Genomic DNA, 16,463 nt, shown 5'->3' on the forward strand with positions numbered 1-16,463 from the left:
ACTGACGATTTTCAATTTTCGTCAGTCGTAATACATCACTGCTAATGTGTCAACCGGACCGCCCGCAAAAGTCGACCGGCACGCTATCTGGGAGGATGTGTGGAGGCGCCTTTCAGAAGCCTATCAGCGCAGGCCGGAACCGGCGAACGCTGAGAAAACCAACGATGACGGCCGCAATCAACAAGACCACCTGCGAGATTGTAACGGCCGGCTCGCCACCGGTTGGTGCCAAGGCGTTGAGCGCCGGCACCTTCTGGAACGACTGGACGATCAGCACGAGACAGTTGAAATAAAGAAGGACAATGCTGCCGATGACGAAGACCTGGCGCCAGATACCGGCCAAATTGTACTTATAGCGAGCGGCGATCGTCGGGATGAAGATCAGCACCGAAATGATGCCGACGCCGATGCCGGGCGTAAAGCCATGATAGGGAAAGAAGAACCCCGTAACGCTTGTTGCCAAGGTCGTGATCAGGAAGACCCACGTGGTTTGTTCGAAACGCCTGGCGGTGACGAAGCCATAGGCAACGACAAGACCGCTGACGATCCCGATCAGCGAGATAATGACATGAAACGACGTAAGTCCAGACATCCCCAAGCACCCCTTTTTTCACACGCTAGAATATGCATGAGAAAAAAGATAGCGTTTCCAGGGGATGCAGGATTGTAGAATAAGCGCGAATTGTAAAACTGACGCTTCAAAACGCCGCGCCGCCTGAGCGACGCGACACCTTGTCTTGCCCACTCAGCCGAAGCTGACGTCGAGCGTGATCGGAACAGCCGAGAGCGCCTTGGAAACAGGGCACCCAGCCTTGGCCTTGGCAGCGAGACCCTTGAACGTTGCCTCATCGGTCCCCGGCACGGAAGCGACCAGCGAAAGATTGATCGCAGTAATGGCAAAGCCGCCTTCGACGCTTTCAAGCGTCACCTTGGCGGTGGTCTGCATGCTGTCGGCCTTAAGGCCCGCTTCGCCGAGGACCGCAGACAGCGCCATTGTGAAGCAGCCGGCATGGGCAGCGCCTATGAGCTCCTCGGGATTGGTACCCGGGATACCTTCAAACCGGCTGGCATAGCCATAGGGATAGTCCTTCAGCGCGCCGCTTTGCGTGGAAATCTGGCCTTTGCCATCCTTGAAGCCGCCGGCCCAATGGGCCGCACCTGTACGATTTATCTGCATGCCGTCCTCCTGTTTTTGATTTGCATCGGCAAGGGCGCGCCCTTGCGTTCGCCCGATTGGAAGAAGCGGTAAGCCCCGCCTCCGCCAATCCATATAAGGCGCAAGTGCCAGAAGACGACGGGCAGAACGGAGCTCAGTTTATGATATTTCCGTCACATGGGATAAATCAGCCCCGGCGGCCCATTGCGGTGGAGCGCAGGTTGTCGAGCAGAACCGCGACGAGAAGAATGAGGCCGCGCACGACATATTGGTAGAAGGCCTGGATGTTTAGAAGGTTCATCACGTTTTCGGCGATGCCCATGATCAGCACGCCGACAATGACGCCGGTCATCGCAGCACGGCCGCCGGAAAGCGATACCCCGCCAAGCACGCACGCCGAGATCACCGAAAGCTCGAGCCCGGTGGCTGCATTCGGCTGGCCCGATGTGATGCGCGACGCAAGCAGGATACCGGCAATGGCGCAGACCAATCCCTGCAGCGCAAAGATCCAGATCCGCATATTGGCGACGTTGACGCCGGCAAGCCGCGACGCCTCCGGATTGCCGCCGATCGCCAGCGTGTTCTTGCCGAAGACCGTGCGGTTGAGCACGAAGCCGAAGACAATGAACAATAGCACCATGATCCAGATCGGCGTCGGGATAGAGAATATCTTCGACAATGCCAGCTGGTAGAAGCTCGGATCGTTGATGCCGATGGCGCGACCGTCGGAAGAGATCAGCGCCAGTCCGCGCACGATCTGCATGGTCGCAAGCGTCGTGATCAGCGCGTTGATCCTGAATTTTGCAATGACCACGCCATTGACGAGACCGACAAAGGCGCCGCAGACAAGCGCTGCCAGCAGCCCGAGCGTGATCGACCCTGTAGCATTTGACGCCATGACGGAGACCATGCCGCAGAATGCGACCGTCGAGCCGACCGACAGATCGAAGTCGCGGGATGCCAGACAGAACATCATCGTGCAGGCGACGATACCGATGGTGACGACCGATTGCAGCAGCCCGAGCATATTGCGCTCGGTCAGGAAATTCGGCACCGTCAGCGAAACGACCACGAAGGCAACCGCGAAAATGACGACAAGACCTTGCTCGCCAAGGAAGATTTTTTTCAAGGAAGGCATTGTCGAATTGTCCTCAAGATCAAAAGGAGGCTGCGGCGTTTTTGTCGGGTAGGGCAGCGGTCAATATCTGGTGCTCGTTGAAATCGGCGCGGGCGACGTTGGCAGCGACCCTGCCGCCGCACATCACCATGATCCGGTCGGAGACGCCCATCACCTCCGGCAGTTCGCTGGAGATGACGACGATCGCCATACCGCCAGCCGCCAGCTCGTAGAGCAAGTCATAGATTTCCGATTTCGCACCGACGTCGATACCGCGCGTCGGCTCGTCGACGACTAGAACCTTCACGCCTTGCTCTGAGAGCCATCGTCCGAGAATGACCTTTTGCTGGTTGCCGCCGGACAGATTGATGATGTCCTGTCTGCGCGACGGGGTACGGATGCGAAGTTTCGCAATAAAACGCTCGGCAAGCACACCCTCCTTGGCCGGTCTGAGGATACCAAACGGCGAGAAATGCCGTCGCGACGAGATCGCGATATTCTCCTCGATGGACCGGCCCTGGATGATGCCGTCAAATTTGCGGTCTTCCGGGCATAGCACCATCCCCGCATTGATCGACGCCCTTGGATTGTTGGCCGGAACCGCAATGCCATCGATGGCAACGTTGCCCTGGCTGCGGTAATCAGCGCCGTAAAGAAGCCGCGTCATCTCGCTGCGCCCTGCACCGATCAGGCCGAAGAAGCCGAGAATTTCGCCCTGGCGAACGGAGAAACTTATCGGGTTTCTAAGTTTTGGGCCGGACAGGTTCTTCACCTCCAGCCGGATCGGCCCCAGCTCGCGCCCGCGCCAACCCCAGATGTTGTTGATCTCGCGGCCGACCATTTCCGAAATCACCTGTTCGCGGGTGACTTTCGAAACATCGAGATGATGTGCGGCAAGCCTGCCGTCGCGAAGCACCGTCAGGCTGTCGCAGAGCCGGAAGATTTCGTCCAGCCGGTGCGATACGTAGAGGATCACCGTGCCGCGTGCCTTGAGCCTGGCGATCAGCGAAAACAGGATTTCGCTTTCGCGCGAGGACAGCGACGAGGTCGGCTCATCCAGCGCAATGACGCGGGCATCCAGCATGACCGCCTTGGCGATCTCCACCATCTGGCGGGCACCGATTGAAAGCGAGGCGACCTTTTGCGCCGGGTCGATGTCGACACCGATCTCGACGAGCTTGGCCCGCACCGTCTCGACGAGGCGCCTCCCATCGATGACGCCCGCCTTGCCGGGAAAGCGGCCGAGCCAGAGATTCTCGGCAACTGTCAGCTCGGGAACCAGCTGCAGCTCCTGGTGAATGACGATGACGCCGGCATGAAACGCGTCGCGCACAGAGCTGTAATTCTGTTCGACGCCGTCAAGGATGATCTTGCCGCTATCGGCCGACTGGTCCCCGGAGAGCACCCGGATGAGTGTCGATTTGCCCGCGCCATTCTCGCCCATCAGGCCGTGCACGGCCCCCTTGGCGACTGGGAACGAAATATCTGAGAGCGCCTGAACGCCGGGATAGCTCTTGGAGATGCCGCTGAATTCGAGAAAGCCTGTCATCTATGATCCGCTGCGAAAAGTCCGGCGGCGTGAGCCGCCGGACCGGGGTTCAATTCCCCTTCATCCGGAAACGATATTTACTCGATGCCGAGGTCCTTGCGAACGGCCTGGTAGGTATCGCGAAGCGCGAGCTGGCCCGAAGTCAACGTCAGCTTCGGCGGCTCTTTGCTATTGGCAACCCAGTCGTACATGTTGAGCGCGGTCTCGTATCCGTGGCGCTTCGGCGAGATGATGACAGTTCCGAAAAAGCCCGTTGCGGACGGCTTCTTGAACTCGTTGATCGCCGAATCCGCGCCGCCGATGCCGACGCCGATGACATTGCCGGCAGGGATGCCGACCGACTCCGTGGCACGGACAGCACCGAGCACTGCCTCGTCGTTGAGGCCGAAAGCGACCCAGTACTTCACGTCTGCATGCTTATTGAGCACGGTCGTCGCTGCGTTGAGCGCTGCTTCCGTGTCGGTCTTTGCCTGCGGGGCGTCGTAGATATTGGCTGCCGGGAAACCGGCGGTCTTCAGGACAGAGATCGCACCTTCGACGCGGTCGACAGCGGTCGGCAGCTGGTCGTAGGAGACGCGGATCGCGCCGACATTCTTCATGTCCCAGCCGCGCTTCTTGATTTCGTCGGCAATCGCCTGGCCAACGCCTTCGCCGATCTTGGTGGCCGAAATGCCCATATGCGGAACGTCTTCCAGCGGCTTGCCGTCGGCACCGACCAGGCGGTCGTCAACGGTCATGAGCTTCAGCTGGTTGGCTGCTGCCTTGGCGACGATGCCAGGCCCGAGCTTGACGTCCGGCGTGCAGATGATGAAGCCCTGCGCACCCTGGGCACCGAGATTGTCGATCGCCGACTGGACCTTTTCGCCGTCCGCAGCGCCGATCTTGACAAGCGTGAAGCCCTTCTCCTTGGCGGCAATGTCTGCGAACTTCCATTCATCCTGGAACCACGGCTCCTCCGGCTGCTTGACTACGAAACCGATCTTGACGTCGGCGGCAAAGCCGGATGTGGCGGCAACGATTGCAACCGTGCCGGCCAGAATGGCTGCTTTGAAAAAGCGCATGTCTCTCTCCCTTAGAAATCCTGAATTGATCACCACCCTCCCAGGCAGTCGCTTTTGAGTAAGATAAATCATCATACCAGTCAATTGCCAATGTATGATGATTCAAATAATGTGATAATTGGCTAAAGTGAATCATGATTGACGGCTGCGCTTGTCGCAAAGCGGAAAAAATTCCGCTAAGCAGGTGTCGGCCATGTGGGGAGCTGGCGGAGAGGTCATTTGGAATTGATTGGGCGGCAACAGGATTTGGTAGGCATTCAGCCTGAGCGGCGGCCGCGGGTTCGCGGACACGTGACGGCGGCGATCGCTAAGGATATCTGCGCCGAACGTTATGCCTCGGGCTCGGCTTTGCCGCGGGAAAACGACCTTTGCGACATGTACGGCGTCAGCCGCACCGTCATCCGCGAATCCTTGAAAATCCTTGAATCGAAGGGGCTGGTGCGCGGCAAGCCACGGATCGGCACCACGGTCTGCGACAGGGACGAATGGAACATTCTCGATCAGGACGTGCTCGAATGGATAGGACCGAATATCAAGGATTTCGACATTCTCGGCTGCATCATCGAAGCGCGCCGCTCCATCGAGCCGGCTGCGGCCGAATTCGCCGCCGAGCGGGCGACCGCCCAGGAGATCGCCGATCTCGATAGTGCCTGGCGCCGGATGCGTGACTTTGGCGGAGATCCGGAGCGCTTCACCGAGGCCGACGTGGAGTTCCACACGGTGCTCCTCAACGCCAGCCACAACCAGGTATTCCGCCGCTTGTCGAGCGCTATTCATGCTGCGCTGAAATACGCGCTGCACGCCTCGAACGTCGCAGTCGACAGCCGTGACGAGGCGATTGTCCTGCATGGCGAACTGGTAGAAGCCTTGCGGATGCGGGACCGGTCGGCGGCGCGCGACTGTGCTCACCGGATGCTGGATCTCGCCGTGCGCGACCTTGCTGCCGCAGAAAGAGTAATCGGGCGGAAAACGCCCGCCAAACCTAACAGAATTTCCTGAAATCGGCGGCGGGCATGCTGCTGATATGACCATCTAAGACGAAACGGAAACCTTACCCATGAAAATCACCAAACTGACGACCTACATCGTTCCGCCGCGCTGGATGTTCCTGAAGATCGAGACCGACGAAGGCATCGTCGGCTGGGGAGAACCCGTCGTCGAGGGTCGGGCACTGACCGTCCAGGCGGCGGTGCACGAGCTTGAGGACTACCTGATCGGCAAGGACCCGTTCCTGATCGAGGACCACTGGAACGTCATGTACCGCGCCGGCTTCTATCGCGGCGGCGCCATCCACATGAGCGCCATCGCCGGCATCGACCAGGCGCTCTGGGATATCAAGGGCAAGTCGCTCGGCCAGCCGATCCATTCGCTGCTCGGCGGCCAGGTGCGCGACAAGATTAAGGTCTATTCGTGGATCGGCGGCGACCGGCCTTCTGACGTTGCCAACAATGCCCGTGAAGTCGTTGCCCGCGGCTTCAAGGCCATCAAGCTCAACGGCTGCGAAGAGATGCAGATCGTCGACACCTACGACAAGGTGGAAAAGGCCGTCGAAACCATTGCCACCATCCGTGAGGCAATCGGCCCCTATATCGGCATCGGCGTCGACTTCCATGGCCGTGTCCATAGACCGATGGCGAAGGTTCTGGCCAAGGAACTCGAACCCTACAAGCTGATGTTCATCGAGGAACCGGTGCTTTCAGAAAATCGCGAGGCGCTGAAGGAAATCGCCAACCATTGCTCGGTTCCAATTGCGCTCGGCGAACGGCTCTATTCGCGCTGGGATTTCAAGTCGGTGCTGACGGACGGCTATGTCGACATCCTGCAGCCCGATCTTTCCCACGCCGGAGGCATCACCGAATGCCGCAAGATCGCGGCGATGGCAGAGGCTTATGACGTGGCGCTGGCGCCGCATTGCCCGCTCGGCCCGATCGCGCTGGCCGCCTGCCTTCAAGTCGACGCCGTCAGCTATAATGCCTTCATCCAGGAACAGAGCCTCGGCATTCACTACAACAAGGGTAACGACATCCTCGACTACATCTCCAACAAGGAAGTCTTCCAGTATGCCGACGGTTTCGTCAGCATTCCCCAAGGCCCCGGCCTCGGCATCGAAGTCGATGAAGCCTACGTCATTGAACGCGCCAAGGAAGGCCACCGCTGGCGCAATCCGGTCTGGCGCCACGAAGACGGCAGCGTCGCCGAATGGTAGTCTGAGACTTACGGAGCGAGGCTAAAACTTGCAACATTGACGCCCTGCATTCCCTTGGGAAGGCAGGGCGTTTTTGCGCTATTCGGCAGGAAATGCAACCAAGGCCGCCTACGCGACGATGCGGACCCCGTGCCGGAAAGGCTCCTCACCGTGTCGGGCGGTCTCCAGCCTCACTAACTCCATGAAATAAAGCGACTAAAGCCGTTGGCGATGTTTTACGCACTTATCGACCCTCTGCACGATCAATCAGGTATCCCGAAAATTCGTTGAAGACGGTACATTTCCATTACTATGTAGGAACCCCGCCACCAAGGCCTGATGGGTCGAGCTCAATGCAGGCGGTCGGAAACCTAGGCATTAAGAGACATCGGCTTGGGCCCCGTCGACAAAGTTCTCCTTCATCGAGAGATTTCCAGCCATTAAGCTCGAGGGATGCGTTGTCACCGTCGTCTGCGATTTTGAGAAGCACCGATCTGGGCTTTTATCGCAACGTTGTCGGCAATCTGGCGAGGGTATGGTTCGGCAATTTTCCTGGAGTTTGGCCGCTTATCTCCCCGAATGAGGCGCGATGGGTGACGCGCAAACGCATGCCGTTCACTCGGAGGTTCTGAAGGCTTGCTGAGAGGCGGCCAGATGTGTTCTGTTGCCGGTGACCAAGAGTACAGGTCTGGTGCAGCCAGCCAGCCGGGCGCAAGCCGGACGGAGAGGAACTCTATGCGCGCCCAAAGCAGCAAGGTTTTCATCGTGGTCGCCCTTCGCCTCTCGGGCCCGCTCGTCTTCGTGGTTGCCGCGGGCGCGTCGAGCGCCGTGGCAGGCCCGCCGGCGGATCTCTCCGCGATTTCGGCGACACAGGGGTTTGGAGGCAACGTCATCGTTCTCTCTCCCAAGATGCCGCTGAGCCAGATCCAGTCCACTATCGACGTGGTCGCCGCCCGTCAGCTCGCCAACCAGTTCGGTCCCGAGCGCTATTCACTGCTTTTCCAGCCGGGCACCTACGGCAGGGCCGCATCGCCGCTGGTGCTCCAGGTCGGCTACTACACGCAGGTCGCAGGCCTCGGTAAAGAGCCGGGAGATGTCGTCATCAACGGCTCGATCGATGTCTACAACCAGTGCGATGCCGCGCAGAACTGCCTGGCCCTCAACAACTTCTGGCGATCATTGTCGAATCTGACCATCAAGGTCGCCGGTGGAGCGAATTGTCACGCCAACACCGAGTTCTGGGCGGTGTCGCAGGCAGCACCGATGCGAAGGGTCGCGATCGACGGGGCGTTCTCGTTGATGGACTACTGCAGCAAGCCCGCTTTCGCCAGTGGCGGATTCATCGCCGACAGCAAATTCACCGGCGGCTCCGTGGTGAGCGGCTCACAGCAGCAGTTCCTCGTGCGCAACAGTGAACTCGACGGATGGAGCAACGGCGTCTGGAACCAGGTGTTCTCCGGCACCGTCGGAGCGCCGGCCCAGAGCTTCGGTGTCGCCGGGGCAAATCCGTACACCACCCTGGACACCACGGCGGTCAGTGCAGACGCGCCCTACCTCTATACCGATGCCGCTGGCGTCTATCGGGTCATGGTGCCTGCGGTGAAGCTTGGTTCGCACGGGACCTCCTGGGCAGGTGGGTTAACCGCCGGCACCTCCAAGCCCATCACGGACTTCTTCGTCTCAAACCCGAAGACCCCTGTGGCGGCGATCAACCTCGCGCTGGCACAGGACAAGGATCTGATCCTGACGCCGGGCGTCTACCCGCTCGCCGCCCCGATCGTCGTCAGCCGTCCGGACACGATCATCTTGGGGATGGGGTTCGCGACGATAAGCCCCAAGCTGGGCAATGCGGCCATGGTAGTGTCCGACGTCCCCGGAACCAAGCTGTCGGGGGTCATCTTCGATGCGGGGCCGAAGAATTCACCAGTGCTGCTCCAGATCGGTACCCGCACCGGATTCCTGCGCGGCGGGATGGCTTCGGACCCGACGCAGATCCAGGACGTGTTCTTCCGTATCGGCGGAGCCGGCGCGGGCAGGACCACCACCAGCCTGATCGTCAATAGTTCCCATGTCCTCCTGGACGACATCTGGGCCTGGCGTGCCGATCACGGCACCGGCGTGGGCTGGACCGCCAACACCGCCGACCACGGCGTGATCGTCAACGGTGACGACGTCTCGGCCTACGGGCTGTTCGTCGAGCACTACCAGAAGACCGAGTTGCTCTGGAACGGTCAGGGCGGCATGACGGTATGCTTTCAGAACGAGATGCCTTACGATCCGCCGAGCCAGGGGGCCTGGTCGCTCAGCGCGACGTTCAAGGGCTATCCAGCGTTCGTGGTCGCGCCAAACGTGAGGACCTTCCAGGGCTACGGGATGGGTAGCTACAGCTTCTTCAACCGGGGCCTGCCCATCGAGGCGGCTACCGCCTTCCAGGTACCGCGGACGCCCGGTGTGCGGATGCACGATCTACTCACCGTCTTCCTGGACGGATCAGGCTCCGTCGACTCGGTGATCAACGGGACCGGAGCGGCTGTTGCCAAGCCGCAGCAGAGCGCGCCGAGCCAGGTGGTCAGCTACCCATGACGAATCCGAGGTCAGATCCGGTTCGTCGGCTCGAGCACCGGCGCGTCGCTTGCGGCGTACATTGACGATCGCCAGGCACACCGCGGATAGAAACCGACTGCCAGCCTTTGGTTCTCGGTGGTGGCTCCCACATAACCAGTCGTGGGGCGCTGTCCCGCCTGCGGGGATAGAAACGGTGTTTCTTAGGAAGAGCGCGTTTTTTCGGCATTATAGAGCTAGTGCCACAAAGCTTCACACGACAGGACAGTAAGGCGCTGGCTCTTTATTTTAACGTCGTACCGCTTGAGTCTTTGAAGGAAACGCCAGGCACCTGTGGTTTCAAATTTTTCGAATAATTCGAATAATTCATTCGTTTCGTTCAGTGAACATGACTATGTTTGTTTCATCGAATGAAGGAGACGATCAACATGAGTGCGCTTAGAAAAGACGCCTTTGCCGAGCGGCTCCCTGATGAAGTTGAAATTAAGAATGCTGAGCAATTGCGTACGATTATCGCCTCGCAGTTGAAGTCTGAAGAAGGGGCGCAGATATCGTTGGCGCAACCGACTGGCGAGGTTAAAACAATCACGCTTTCACCAGCTCTCGCAGCTTCCTTTATGGAAGTTCTGCGACTTGTTTCAACCGGACGTGGTTTCCGTATTATCCCTGTTGATGCCGAGCTTACCACACAGGAAGCTGCTGATTGTTTGAATGTATCTCGCCCATACCTTATCAAGCTTTTGGAAGGCGGCGAAATTCCTCATATTAAGACAGGACGGCATCGCAAAGTTAGAGCGTCAGAGCTGTTCGCATACAAGCAAAAGCGCGACGATACCCGTTCGTCGGCGTTGGGCGACTTGGCTGTTCTAGATGCGGAGAATGGTTTTATATGAACCACTTCGCAGCCAGGTTTGCGGTACTCGTTGATGCTTGCTGTTTAGCGTGCACACTACACAGGAATATGCTTTTAAGTCTTGCGGAGGTCGGATTCTATAGCCCGTTCAAGATATTCGAACTGGCCGCTCCAGGCGACCGAATGTGAGCGCGACGAACAGCCCACGGCTTTCGGCGTTGTCGGAATCGCAACAGCACTTCAGTCAGAACTTTTGCTTCGCCCGTTTTGGCATGAAGTAGGTTCGGATATTGACGAGCGCTTCGGCGACGGCAGCAGCATCCTTGTGGGTAGCTGGTCCTTTTGTCTCGCTGAGTTTGCGGATTGGCGCAATGATATCGCCAGTGACGGCATGACCGCGAATGACGGGCCGCCACAGCTTCGGCGCGAACCCGGTTCCCATCAGAAAGCAGACGTCCCAGTCCATGGCATCAAATGTCTGATCATCGATCCTGGTGAACCTGGGCCGGTGGTCTTTCGGTGTTTCGGAAAGGCTCGCCGAGATGCGGTTATATTCCGCAACGATCGTCTGCACGGCCCGATGTTCGGTTGTTTCCATCGGCAGGTTCAGGGCATCCGGGCTGGTCAGTTCGGGGATCCATTGGCGTGGGTCGATAAACCTCGGTCCGATGATGAGAGCAGTGAGATAGCCATCGAGACCGCTCATCGACCAGATTGGCGATGCTGGACGACGTCCCCTGATAAACGCCTCGAACGCCTCATCATCAAGTTTCGGTCGTGCGGTCGTCATGCCCTGGCTGTTGTGCGTCATGCCGCCCGTCGCTCCTGCTCTGTCATCGCCTCGCGCTCAGCCTTCCAGTTCCATATGTGGACGGCTCCCACTTGCAAGTGTTTTTTGCAGATATTTTTGATCGGATCGCTTGCTTCCATATGTGCGCATCAGAATCTCGACCGTCACAGGCAGCTGGTGTTCGCTGCCGGCTCAGGCCGCCTTAGCGGCAGCCTCATTTCATGCACATTTTATGCAGAAAACTTCTTGGGCTGATTTCCTATGTTGATTCAGAGAGCTAAGTTCGGCATTTATGCAGATCTCTCGCTGGCTCCCTTTTGCGGTCCGCCGATTTTATTTGCGATGCCCAAATCTCTGCCCGGGTGCAGGTGCTGAGGTGAGGCTTGCCTTATATTCCGTGATCACTGCAGGATCGATGCCATAAGCCGCGCAGTTTACCTCGTCAATCGCGGTGACTACCTCCCCGAACGATTCGACGACAACCTCAAGGTCATCGGGCCCAAGATCGCGAAAAGCACTTGAAGCAAACTCTACAGCCGATGGCGCCTCGCCGCCGATGGCTAGCCTCAGATATTCCGCCACGCCTGCATCAAGCCTGTTCCGCATGCGTATTTCAATCGAGCGCGGGACCCGCTTGGTCGCGGTTGCAACGATGTAAGATGGAGCGGAGATCGCATAGCCATTGGAAATGGTTTTGTTGAGATAGCTGGTATCTCCCACCTCGTACCAAGTGGTCATTCCGATACCGTACTCGGCCCTCCCGACACCGACGAACGAGATCGGAGGCAGGCCCGCCTTCAACAATGGAATGTTGCAAAGAAGGCGTCCCGTGCGTTTGTTGCCGTCGATGAAAGGCTGCAAATAGGCAACACCGATTAGCAAAGCGAATGACGCTTCGAAGGGATCATCGACCTTGCTCGCCTTCCAACAAAGTTCGCCGAGTCCAGCCATGAGTTCTGTCGTGTCGGCAGACGGCACATAAGAGCTTGTTGTGATTGAAACAGGTTCTCGACGAACGGCGCCGAGATTGTTCTGTCGGACAAGATTTCGCATCAGCATGGCATGCAGCCGCATTGCGGTTTCTCCTGTAACATCAATGCTGTCGATGTTGTCGATAACCCATCCGATAGCCTGTTTGTGGTTCAGGATCATCTGCACCTCAAGCTCGGATTTTCCTCCCGCAATTTCGGCGTATTTGACAAGGGCCTCTGTTTCAGGAAGGGAATACGTGTTCCCCTCCAGAGCAGACGACGCCCAGGACATCTCGATCAAAAACCTTTCTGCGATTTCTCGCGTGTAGGTGGAAGGGTCCAGAGTAGCTGCTCCCACTCCAGCCGCATGTGCCATTATGGATCGCGCATCGTTGCTAAGCCATGGCGCAGCCTCCGGGTTATAATTCTGAAACCTCGTCGGGTCGTAGATTACTTTGGGGCGCAGGTGGCCAGGCACTGAAAACCATCGAGCCTCGACAGTCAGGCCAAAGGTTGCGTCCCGTGTCGAACCCGCTTTCGAAACAAGACCATCGGAAATCAACTTCCCCAGCGCACGCGAGACCGTCGACTGCTTAGATGGCGACAGGTTCAGCAACGACATAATTTTCGTCTGGGAGAGACGGCTGGAGCCTCGCTTCGCGAGTGTCTCGTAGATCAGCTTGTCTAACCCATGAAGCTCGGGGACGAGTAAGACGGGATGCATTGGCTGCCTCGCAGGAGTGATTTTGTTTCATACTAGATATATGCAATATATGCATAATATGCGCATAAATAAAGAACGCTGCACACGAACGTTAGCAATCATTATTCGTGCAGTAATGGTAGATGCATAAATAGACGTACCTATCAAATTGAAATCGCAGGATTATAGCTGGCGATTTCGCATTTTGCATAAATAATGCATGAAAGATAAGTTGAACAGCGGCGTATTCCCCATCCAAAAGCGGTTCGCTGCATTATGAGCCGGAGCCAACGGCTTATAGGTCTCTTGATCATCCGATCATGGGAAGGATTACCTACATGTCCAGTTATTTGACTTTCGTGTCGAGCCCACCCGCCATCTCTTTGATTTTCTCCTCCTGCGTATCAATGATTATCTACGCATCTTGGTCCAACGGGGGGCGGTCCCCTAGTCTCATCGGCGGCTTATTGCCCTCCCAGTAGCCGCACAGATTGCGGGACGTCGTTCGTGACGGGGCGAAGTGCACCATACCCCTCATCTGCGTACCGTTGTCGACCCGGCGGTGTCCTCGCGCTATGTGATTTCCGCCCCGTACCAGTCGAAATACTTCACCGAGAAGCGAGGGGTGGATACCGACATAGACCCGCTGGACGCCGGAGAAGAAGCTCTCGACGTGATTGGTGTTCACGCCGTCCTTGGTCTCCTACTCCCTGCTGTGGTCGACACGCTTGAGTTCCTGCAAGCCCTGCAGATCGTCGTAGCTGAAGTGCTCGTCGGCATAAATCGTCGAGCCCTTACGGACGTGCTTCCTGGCGAACTTTCAAGCCTCGTTGCTGTCCTCAGTGCGCCTTCGGAGAGGGGTCGCGACAAAGGCCCTGGCTGTATTGCCATGATGATTCAACCGTCGGCATGGATTGAAAATGTTCAAGGAGCATTTATGTTTGACGACGAATATCAACCAGTGGCTGCGGTTGAGGATAACGTTCCGGGTTCGAGATTTTCCAAAATTCGCTTACTATCTGTATCACGGAGTAATATATAAATTGCCAGTGAGAGTTTTGAAAGATTTGGAGTTCGAGGACTGGGCCGGAGAGTACAACGTGACGGATGCCATGTTGTGTGATGCCGCGAAAGAGATCGAAGCTGGATTGGTCGACGCCAGATTGGGCGGCCTTCTTCTTAAGAAGCGAGTGGCAGGACCAGGGCGCGGCAAGCGTGGAGGCTATCGGACTATCGTTGGCCATCGTCAGGGAGACAGGCTCATCTTCGTACACGGCTTCGCAAAGAACGAGGCTGACAATATCACGAAGAAGGAAAAGGAAGCCCTTCGAAAGCTATGTGATGTCTACATGCGCGCCGACGACAAAAAGCTCGCTGAGGTGATTGAAATGAAACAGATGCTGGAGATTCAGTGCCATGAGCAGAATTCTTAAGAATGTCCATAAGTCTGCTGCGCGGCTGCACGAAGCCGGCTTTGTGGACGATGTGACGATGCGGGAGTTCGACGCTCTCTGCCTTCCTCCTCTTCGTGACTATACGCCCGAGGAGATCAAGAAAATCCGGAACTCAAACAAGGTCAGCCAGGCCGTGTTTGCTCAGTACATCAACGTCAAGAAGATCACGGTTGCCGCATGGGAGCAGGGAACGAAAAAACCCAGCAGCACGGCCATCAAGATTCTGGATATTGTCGAACGCAAAGGACTGGAAGTGCTGCGATAGCAGCCTGTGGACGACAGGGAGGATTTGCCCGCCTAGTGCGGGCATTTTCATTTCAAAAGAGCCGATATCTCGATCCCGTATTGGAGCTTGGCGGCGGTTCCTACATAACCCGCGTTTCTGCGTTGCACATCTATCGCTCGGTTACGGCCGCAAATCCGTTTGCGAGATATGCTCTGCAACGCGCAGCGCCTGCGCCGCCACGCTCAAAGCCGGATTGACCGCCGCCGACGTCGGCAGATAGCTGGCGTCGACCACGAAGAGGTTCGGGTGATCGAAGGCGCGGCAATAGACATCGAGCGGTGCGCTGGCGCCATCATGTCCGATCTTGACCGTGCCGCATTGATGCGACGGCGTGCGCTTGTCGAACGGACGGGACAGGACGATCGGGAAGCCGGCCTTTCTCAAGACGCCCTTCAGCTTCGACACCAGGTCGAGATGCGCCTGCCAGTTGGTGCGGACCCATTGCATGACGATACGCTCGCCATCAACAGTGATGCGGCTTTCCGGCGATGGCAGATCCTCGCTCATCGCGTAAAAATCGATCGCGTGAGCGGAGATCCTATTGAGCAGCCATTCCGGATAGGCCGGCATATTCGCCTTGAGGATCGTACCGGAAATGCGGCCGAGTAGCTGGACGTTGCCGAGCGGCGGCCCGCCCTCTCCATCCGACAGATAGAAATCATTGAAGCCGAAGGTCTTCTGATAGACGCTATCGTTCCGGTACCAGGGCGAGACGGCAAGGACCGCGGAGGAATTGTGGTTCATGAAATTGCGGCCGACCTGATCCGAGCGGTTGGCAAGGCCGCGCGGATTGGCATCGTTGGCCGAACGCAGCAACAGCACCGCCGATTGAACCGCGCCTGCCGACAGCGCGACCAGCTTCGGCCTTACAACCTTGGTCTCGCCGAAGGAGTCATAATGCACAGCCTCGATGGTCCGCCCGTCAGCCGCCGTTTCCAGCCGCGTCACGCGCGCGCCGGTCTTGATCTTCACATTCGGATGCTGGAGCGCATTGGCAAGCGCTGCGGTCTCGGCATCCATCTTGCCGTCAAAACTGTTCGGATGGGCATCCCAGGGCGTCTTCCCCTTGGCAATCCATTTGTCGATGTCGATGCCGAGGGGCAGTGAATAGGGATGGACCCCGTTCTGCTTCAACCGCTTGCGAACGTCTGATATCGCCGGCTCATCCGGAACGGGCGGAAAGGCGTAAGGTAGCGAATGGACGGGCTCGGTCGGGTCCTCGCCGAGCACACCACGGACCTGATAGAGCTGCTCGGCCCTGCTGTACCATGGCTCAAGTTCTTCGTAGGGAAAGGGCCACGCTGGCGAGACGCCCTCGCGATGCTGCATCTCCTCGAAATCCTCGCGCCGGTAGCGCACCAGCACCGCGCCGTAGAACTTCGAATTGCCGCCGACATTGTAATAATTGCCGGGATTGAAGCCGGCGCCGCCCTTTTCGTACCAGGTCTCCTTCGGACGAAAATGGCCACGCTGAAAGATCGCCCGTTGATCGCGGTTTTCCGGCCTGTCCTCCAACCGCTCTCCGGCCTCGAGAATAAGGATATTGGCACCGGTTGCGGCAAGGCCACAGGCAAGCGTCGAGCCGCCGATGCCTGAGCCGATGATGACGATATCCGGTTCCGCGGTCATAGATCCCCCAAAGCGATTCCCGATTGGCTTTGTGGCTTGAAAGACAGCAGGCTGTCCAGAGCGAAAGGGCGCCGCGCACGGTTGCCAGACCGTTCCGGCTCGGCACGCGGACGCGATGACGGGCCGTTAACCGGCCCGTCATGTCTG

At 57.9% G+C, this 16,463-nt stretch carries 14 protein-coding genes and 1 pseudogene; 6 read left to right on the forward strand and 9 right to left on the reverse strand.

The features are described 5' to 3' along the window. Positions 1-112 precede the first annotated feature (112 nt). The 5 genes from AB4Z52_RS19825 to AB4Z52_RS19845 all read right to left on the reverse strand — a co-directional run bounded on the left by AB4Z52_RS19825 (position 113) and on the right by AB4Z52_RS19845 (position 4,883). Positions 113-592 carry a hypothetical protein gene (locus AB4Z52_RS19825; RefSeq protein ID WP_442219632.1) on the reverse strand — a complete coding sequence of 160 codons (480 nt, stop codon included), beginning with the start codon at positions 590-592 and terminating at the stop codon, positions 113-115. A gap of 153 nt (positions 593-745) precedes the next feature. Then, positions 746-1,177: an OsmC family protein gene (locus AB4Z52_RS19830; RefSeq protein ID WP_442219633.1), complete on the reverse strand. Its 432-nt coding sequence runs from the start codon at positions 1,175-1,177 to the stop codon at positions 746-748. Between the two features lie 166 nt (positions 1,178-1,343). Then, complete coding sequence (araH, locus tag AB4Z52_RS19835) at positions 1,344-2,294, reverse strand: L-arabinose ABC transporter permease AraH (RefSeq protein ID WP_442219634.1); 951 nt, start codon at positions 2,292-2,294, stop codon at positions 1,344-1,346. 19 nt (positions 2,295-2,313) lie between these two features. Then, on the reverse strand, positions 2,314-3,822 hold the full coding sequence (araG, locus tag AB4Z52_RS19840) for an L-arabinose ABC transporter ATP-binding protein AraG (RefSeq protein ID WP_442219635.1): 1,509 nt from the start codon (positions 3,820-3,822) through the stop codon (positions 2,314-2,316). A gap of 77 nt (positions 3,823-3,899) precedes the next feature. After that, the gene (locus tag AB4Z52_RS19845; protein WP_442219636.1) at positions 3,900-4,883 is read right to left on the reverse strand and encodes an arabinose ABC transporter substrate-binding protein; all 984 of its coding nucleotides are present in this window, start codon (positions 4,881-4,883) and stop codon (positions 3,900-3,902) included. A 219-nt stretch (positions 4,884-5,102) separates the two neighbouring features. Here AB4Z52_RS19845 and AB4Z52_RS19850 point away from each other — a divergent pair, with 219 nt between their 5' ends. From AB4Z52_RS19850 to AB4Z52_RS19865, 4 genes are all read left to right on the forward strand, one after another. Then, positions 5,103-5,882: a FadR/GntR family transcriptional regulator gene (locus AB4Z52_RS19850; protein WP_442219637.1), complete on the forward strand. Its 780-nt coding sequence runs from the start codon at positions 5,103-5,105 to the stop codon at positions 5,880-5,882. Positions 5,883-5,940: 58 nt separating this feature from the next. After that, positions 5,941-7,089, forward strand: a complete 1,149-nt coding sequence (gene dgoD, locus AB4Z52_RS19855) for a galactonate dehydratase (protein WP_442219638.1) — start codon at positions 5,941-5,943, stop codon at positions 7,087-7,089. 714 nt (positions 7,090-7,803) lie between these two features. Next, positions 7,804-9,651, forward strand: coding sequence for a hypothetical protein (locus AB4Z52_RS19860; protein ID WP_442219639.1), 1,848 nt, complete (start codon positions 7,804-7,806; stop codon positions 9,649-9,651). A 407-nt stretch (positions 9,652-10,058) separates the two neighbouring features. Continuing rightward, complete coding sequence (locus tag AB4Z52_RS19865) at positions 10,059-10,523, forward strand: helix-turn-helix domain-containing protein (RefSeq protein WP_442219640.1); 465 nt, start codon at positions 10,059-10,061, stop codon at positions 10,521-10,523. 204 nt (positions 10,524-10,727) lie between these two features. Here AB4Z52_RS19865 and AB4Z52_RS19870 read toward each other — a convergent pair whose 3' ends face one another. The 3 genes and pseudogenes from AB4Z52_RS19870 to AB4Z52_RS19880 all read right to left on the reverse strand — a co-directional run. Beyond that, positions 10,728-11,294, reverse strand: coding sequence for a UPF0149 family protein (locus AB4Z52_RS19870; protein WP_442219641.1), 567 nt, complete (start codon positions 11,292-11,294; stop codon positions 10,728-10,730). A 312-nt stretch (positions 11,295-11,606) separates the two neighbouring features. Then, the gene (locus AB4Z52_RS19875; protein ID WP_442219642.1) at positions 11,607-12,866 is read right to left on the reverse strand and encodes a Fic family protein; all 1,260 of its coding nucleotides are present in this window, start codon (positions 12,864-12,866) and stop codon (positions 11,607-11,609) included. Between the two features lie 784 nt (positions 12,867-13,650). Beyond that, positions 13,651-13,752: pseudogene (locus AB4Z52_RS19880) on the reverse strand (hypothetical protein); the annotation flags it as partial. A 136-nt stretch (positions 13,753-13,888) separates the two neighbouring features. Between AB4Z52_RS19880 and AB4Z52_RS19885 the strand changes: the two are divergent. Together AB4Z52_RS19885 and AB4Z52_RS19890 are read left to right on the forward strand one after the other, a co-directional pair. Further along, entirely contained in the window at positions 13,889-14,380 is a 492-nt protein-coding gene (locus AB4Z52_RS19885; protein WP_442219643.1) for a type II toxin-antitoxin system RelE/ParE family toxin, read from the forward strand. Next, entirely contained in the window at positions 14,364-14,666 is a 303-nt protein-coding gene (locus AB4Z52_RS19890; protein WP_442219644.1) for a helix-turn-helix domain-containing protein, read from the forward strand. Before AB4Z52_RS19885 ends, AB4Z52_RS19890 begins: the two co-directional genes overlap by 17 nt. Before the next feature lie 141 nt (positions 14,667-14,807). On the opposite strand, the gene AB4Z52_RS19895 is transcribed toward AB4Z52_RS19890, so the two are convergent. After that, on the reverse strand, positions 14,808-16,316 hold the full coding sequence (locus tag AB4Z52_RS19895) for an FAD-dependent oxidoreductase (protein ID WP_442219645.1): 1,509 nt from the start codon (positions 16,314-16,316) through the stop codon (positions 14,808-14,810). Between the last annotated feature and the right edge of the window lie 147 nt (positions 16,317-16,463).

It is taken from the genome of Rhizobium sp. 2YAF20 (genome assembly GCF_052114685.1).
Classification (GTDB): Bacteria; Pseudomonadota; Alphaproteobacteria; order Rhizobiales; family Rhizobiaceae; genus Rhizobium.

Bases quoted from the DNA above. Each gene is read 5' to 3' on its own strand.
- AB4Z52_RS19825 (WP_442219632.1), bottom strand. From the start codon at position 592: ATGTCTGGACTTACGTCGTTTCATGTCATTATCTCGCTGATCGGGATC.
- AB4Z52_RS19830 (WP_442219633.1), bottom strand. From the start codon at position 1,177: ATGCAGATAAATCGTACAGGTGCGGCCCATTGGGCCGGCGGCTTCAAG.
- araH (WP_442219634.1), bottom strand. From the start codon at position 2,294: ATGCCTTCCTTGAAAAAAATCTTCCTTGGCGAGCAAGGTCTTGTCGTC.
- araG (WP_442219635.1), bottom strand. From the start codon at position 3,822: ATGACAGGCTTTCTCGAATTCAGCGGCATCTCCAAGAGCTATCCCGGC.
- AB4Z52_RS19845 (WP_442219636.1), bottom strand. From the start codon at position 4,883: ATGCGCTTTTTCAAAGCAGCCATTCTGGCCGGCACGGTTGCAATCGTT.
- dgoD (WP_442219638.1), top strand. From the start codon at position 5,941: ATGAAAATCACCAAACTGACGACCTACATCGTTCCGCCGCGCTGGATG.
- AB4Z52_RS19860 (WP_442219639.1), top strand. From the start codon at position 7,804: ATGCGCGCCCAAAGCAGCAAGGTTTTCATCGTGGTCGCCCTTCGCCTC.
- AB4Z52_RS19865 (WP_442219640.1), top strand. From the start codon at position 10,059: ATGAGTGCGCTTAGAAAAGACGCCTTTGCCGAGCGGCTCCCTGATGAA.
- AB4Z52_RS19870 (WP_442219641.1), bottom strand. From the start codon at position 11,294: ATGACGCACAACAGCCAGGGCATGACGACCGCACGACCGAAACTTGAT.
- AB4Z52_RS19875 (WP_442219642.1), bottom strand. From the start codon at position 12,866: ATGTCGTTGCTGAACCTGTCGCCATCTAAGCAGTCGACGGTCTCGCGT.
- AB4Z52_RS19890 (WP_442219644.1), top strand. From the start codon at position 14,364: ATGAGCAGAATTCTTAAGAATGTCCATAAGTCTGCTGCGCGGCTGCAC.
- AB4Z52_RS19895 (WP_442219645.1), bottom strand. From the start codon at position 16,316: ATGACCGCGGAACCGGATATCGTCATCATCGGCTCAGGCATCGGCGGC.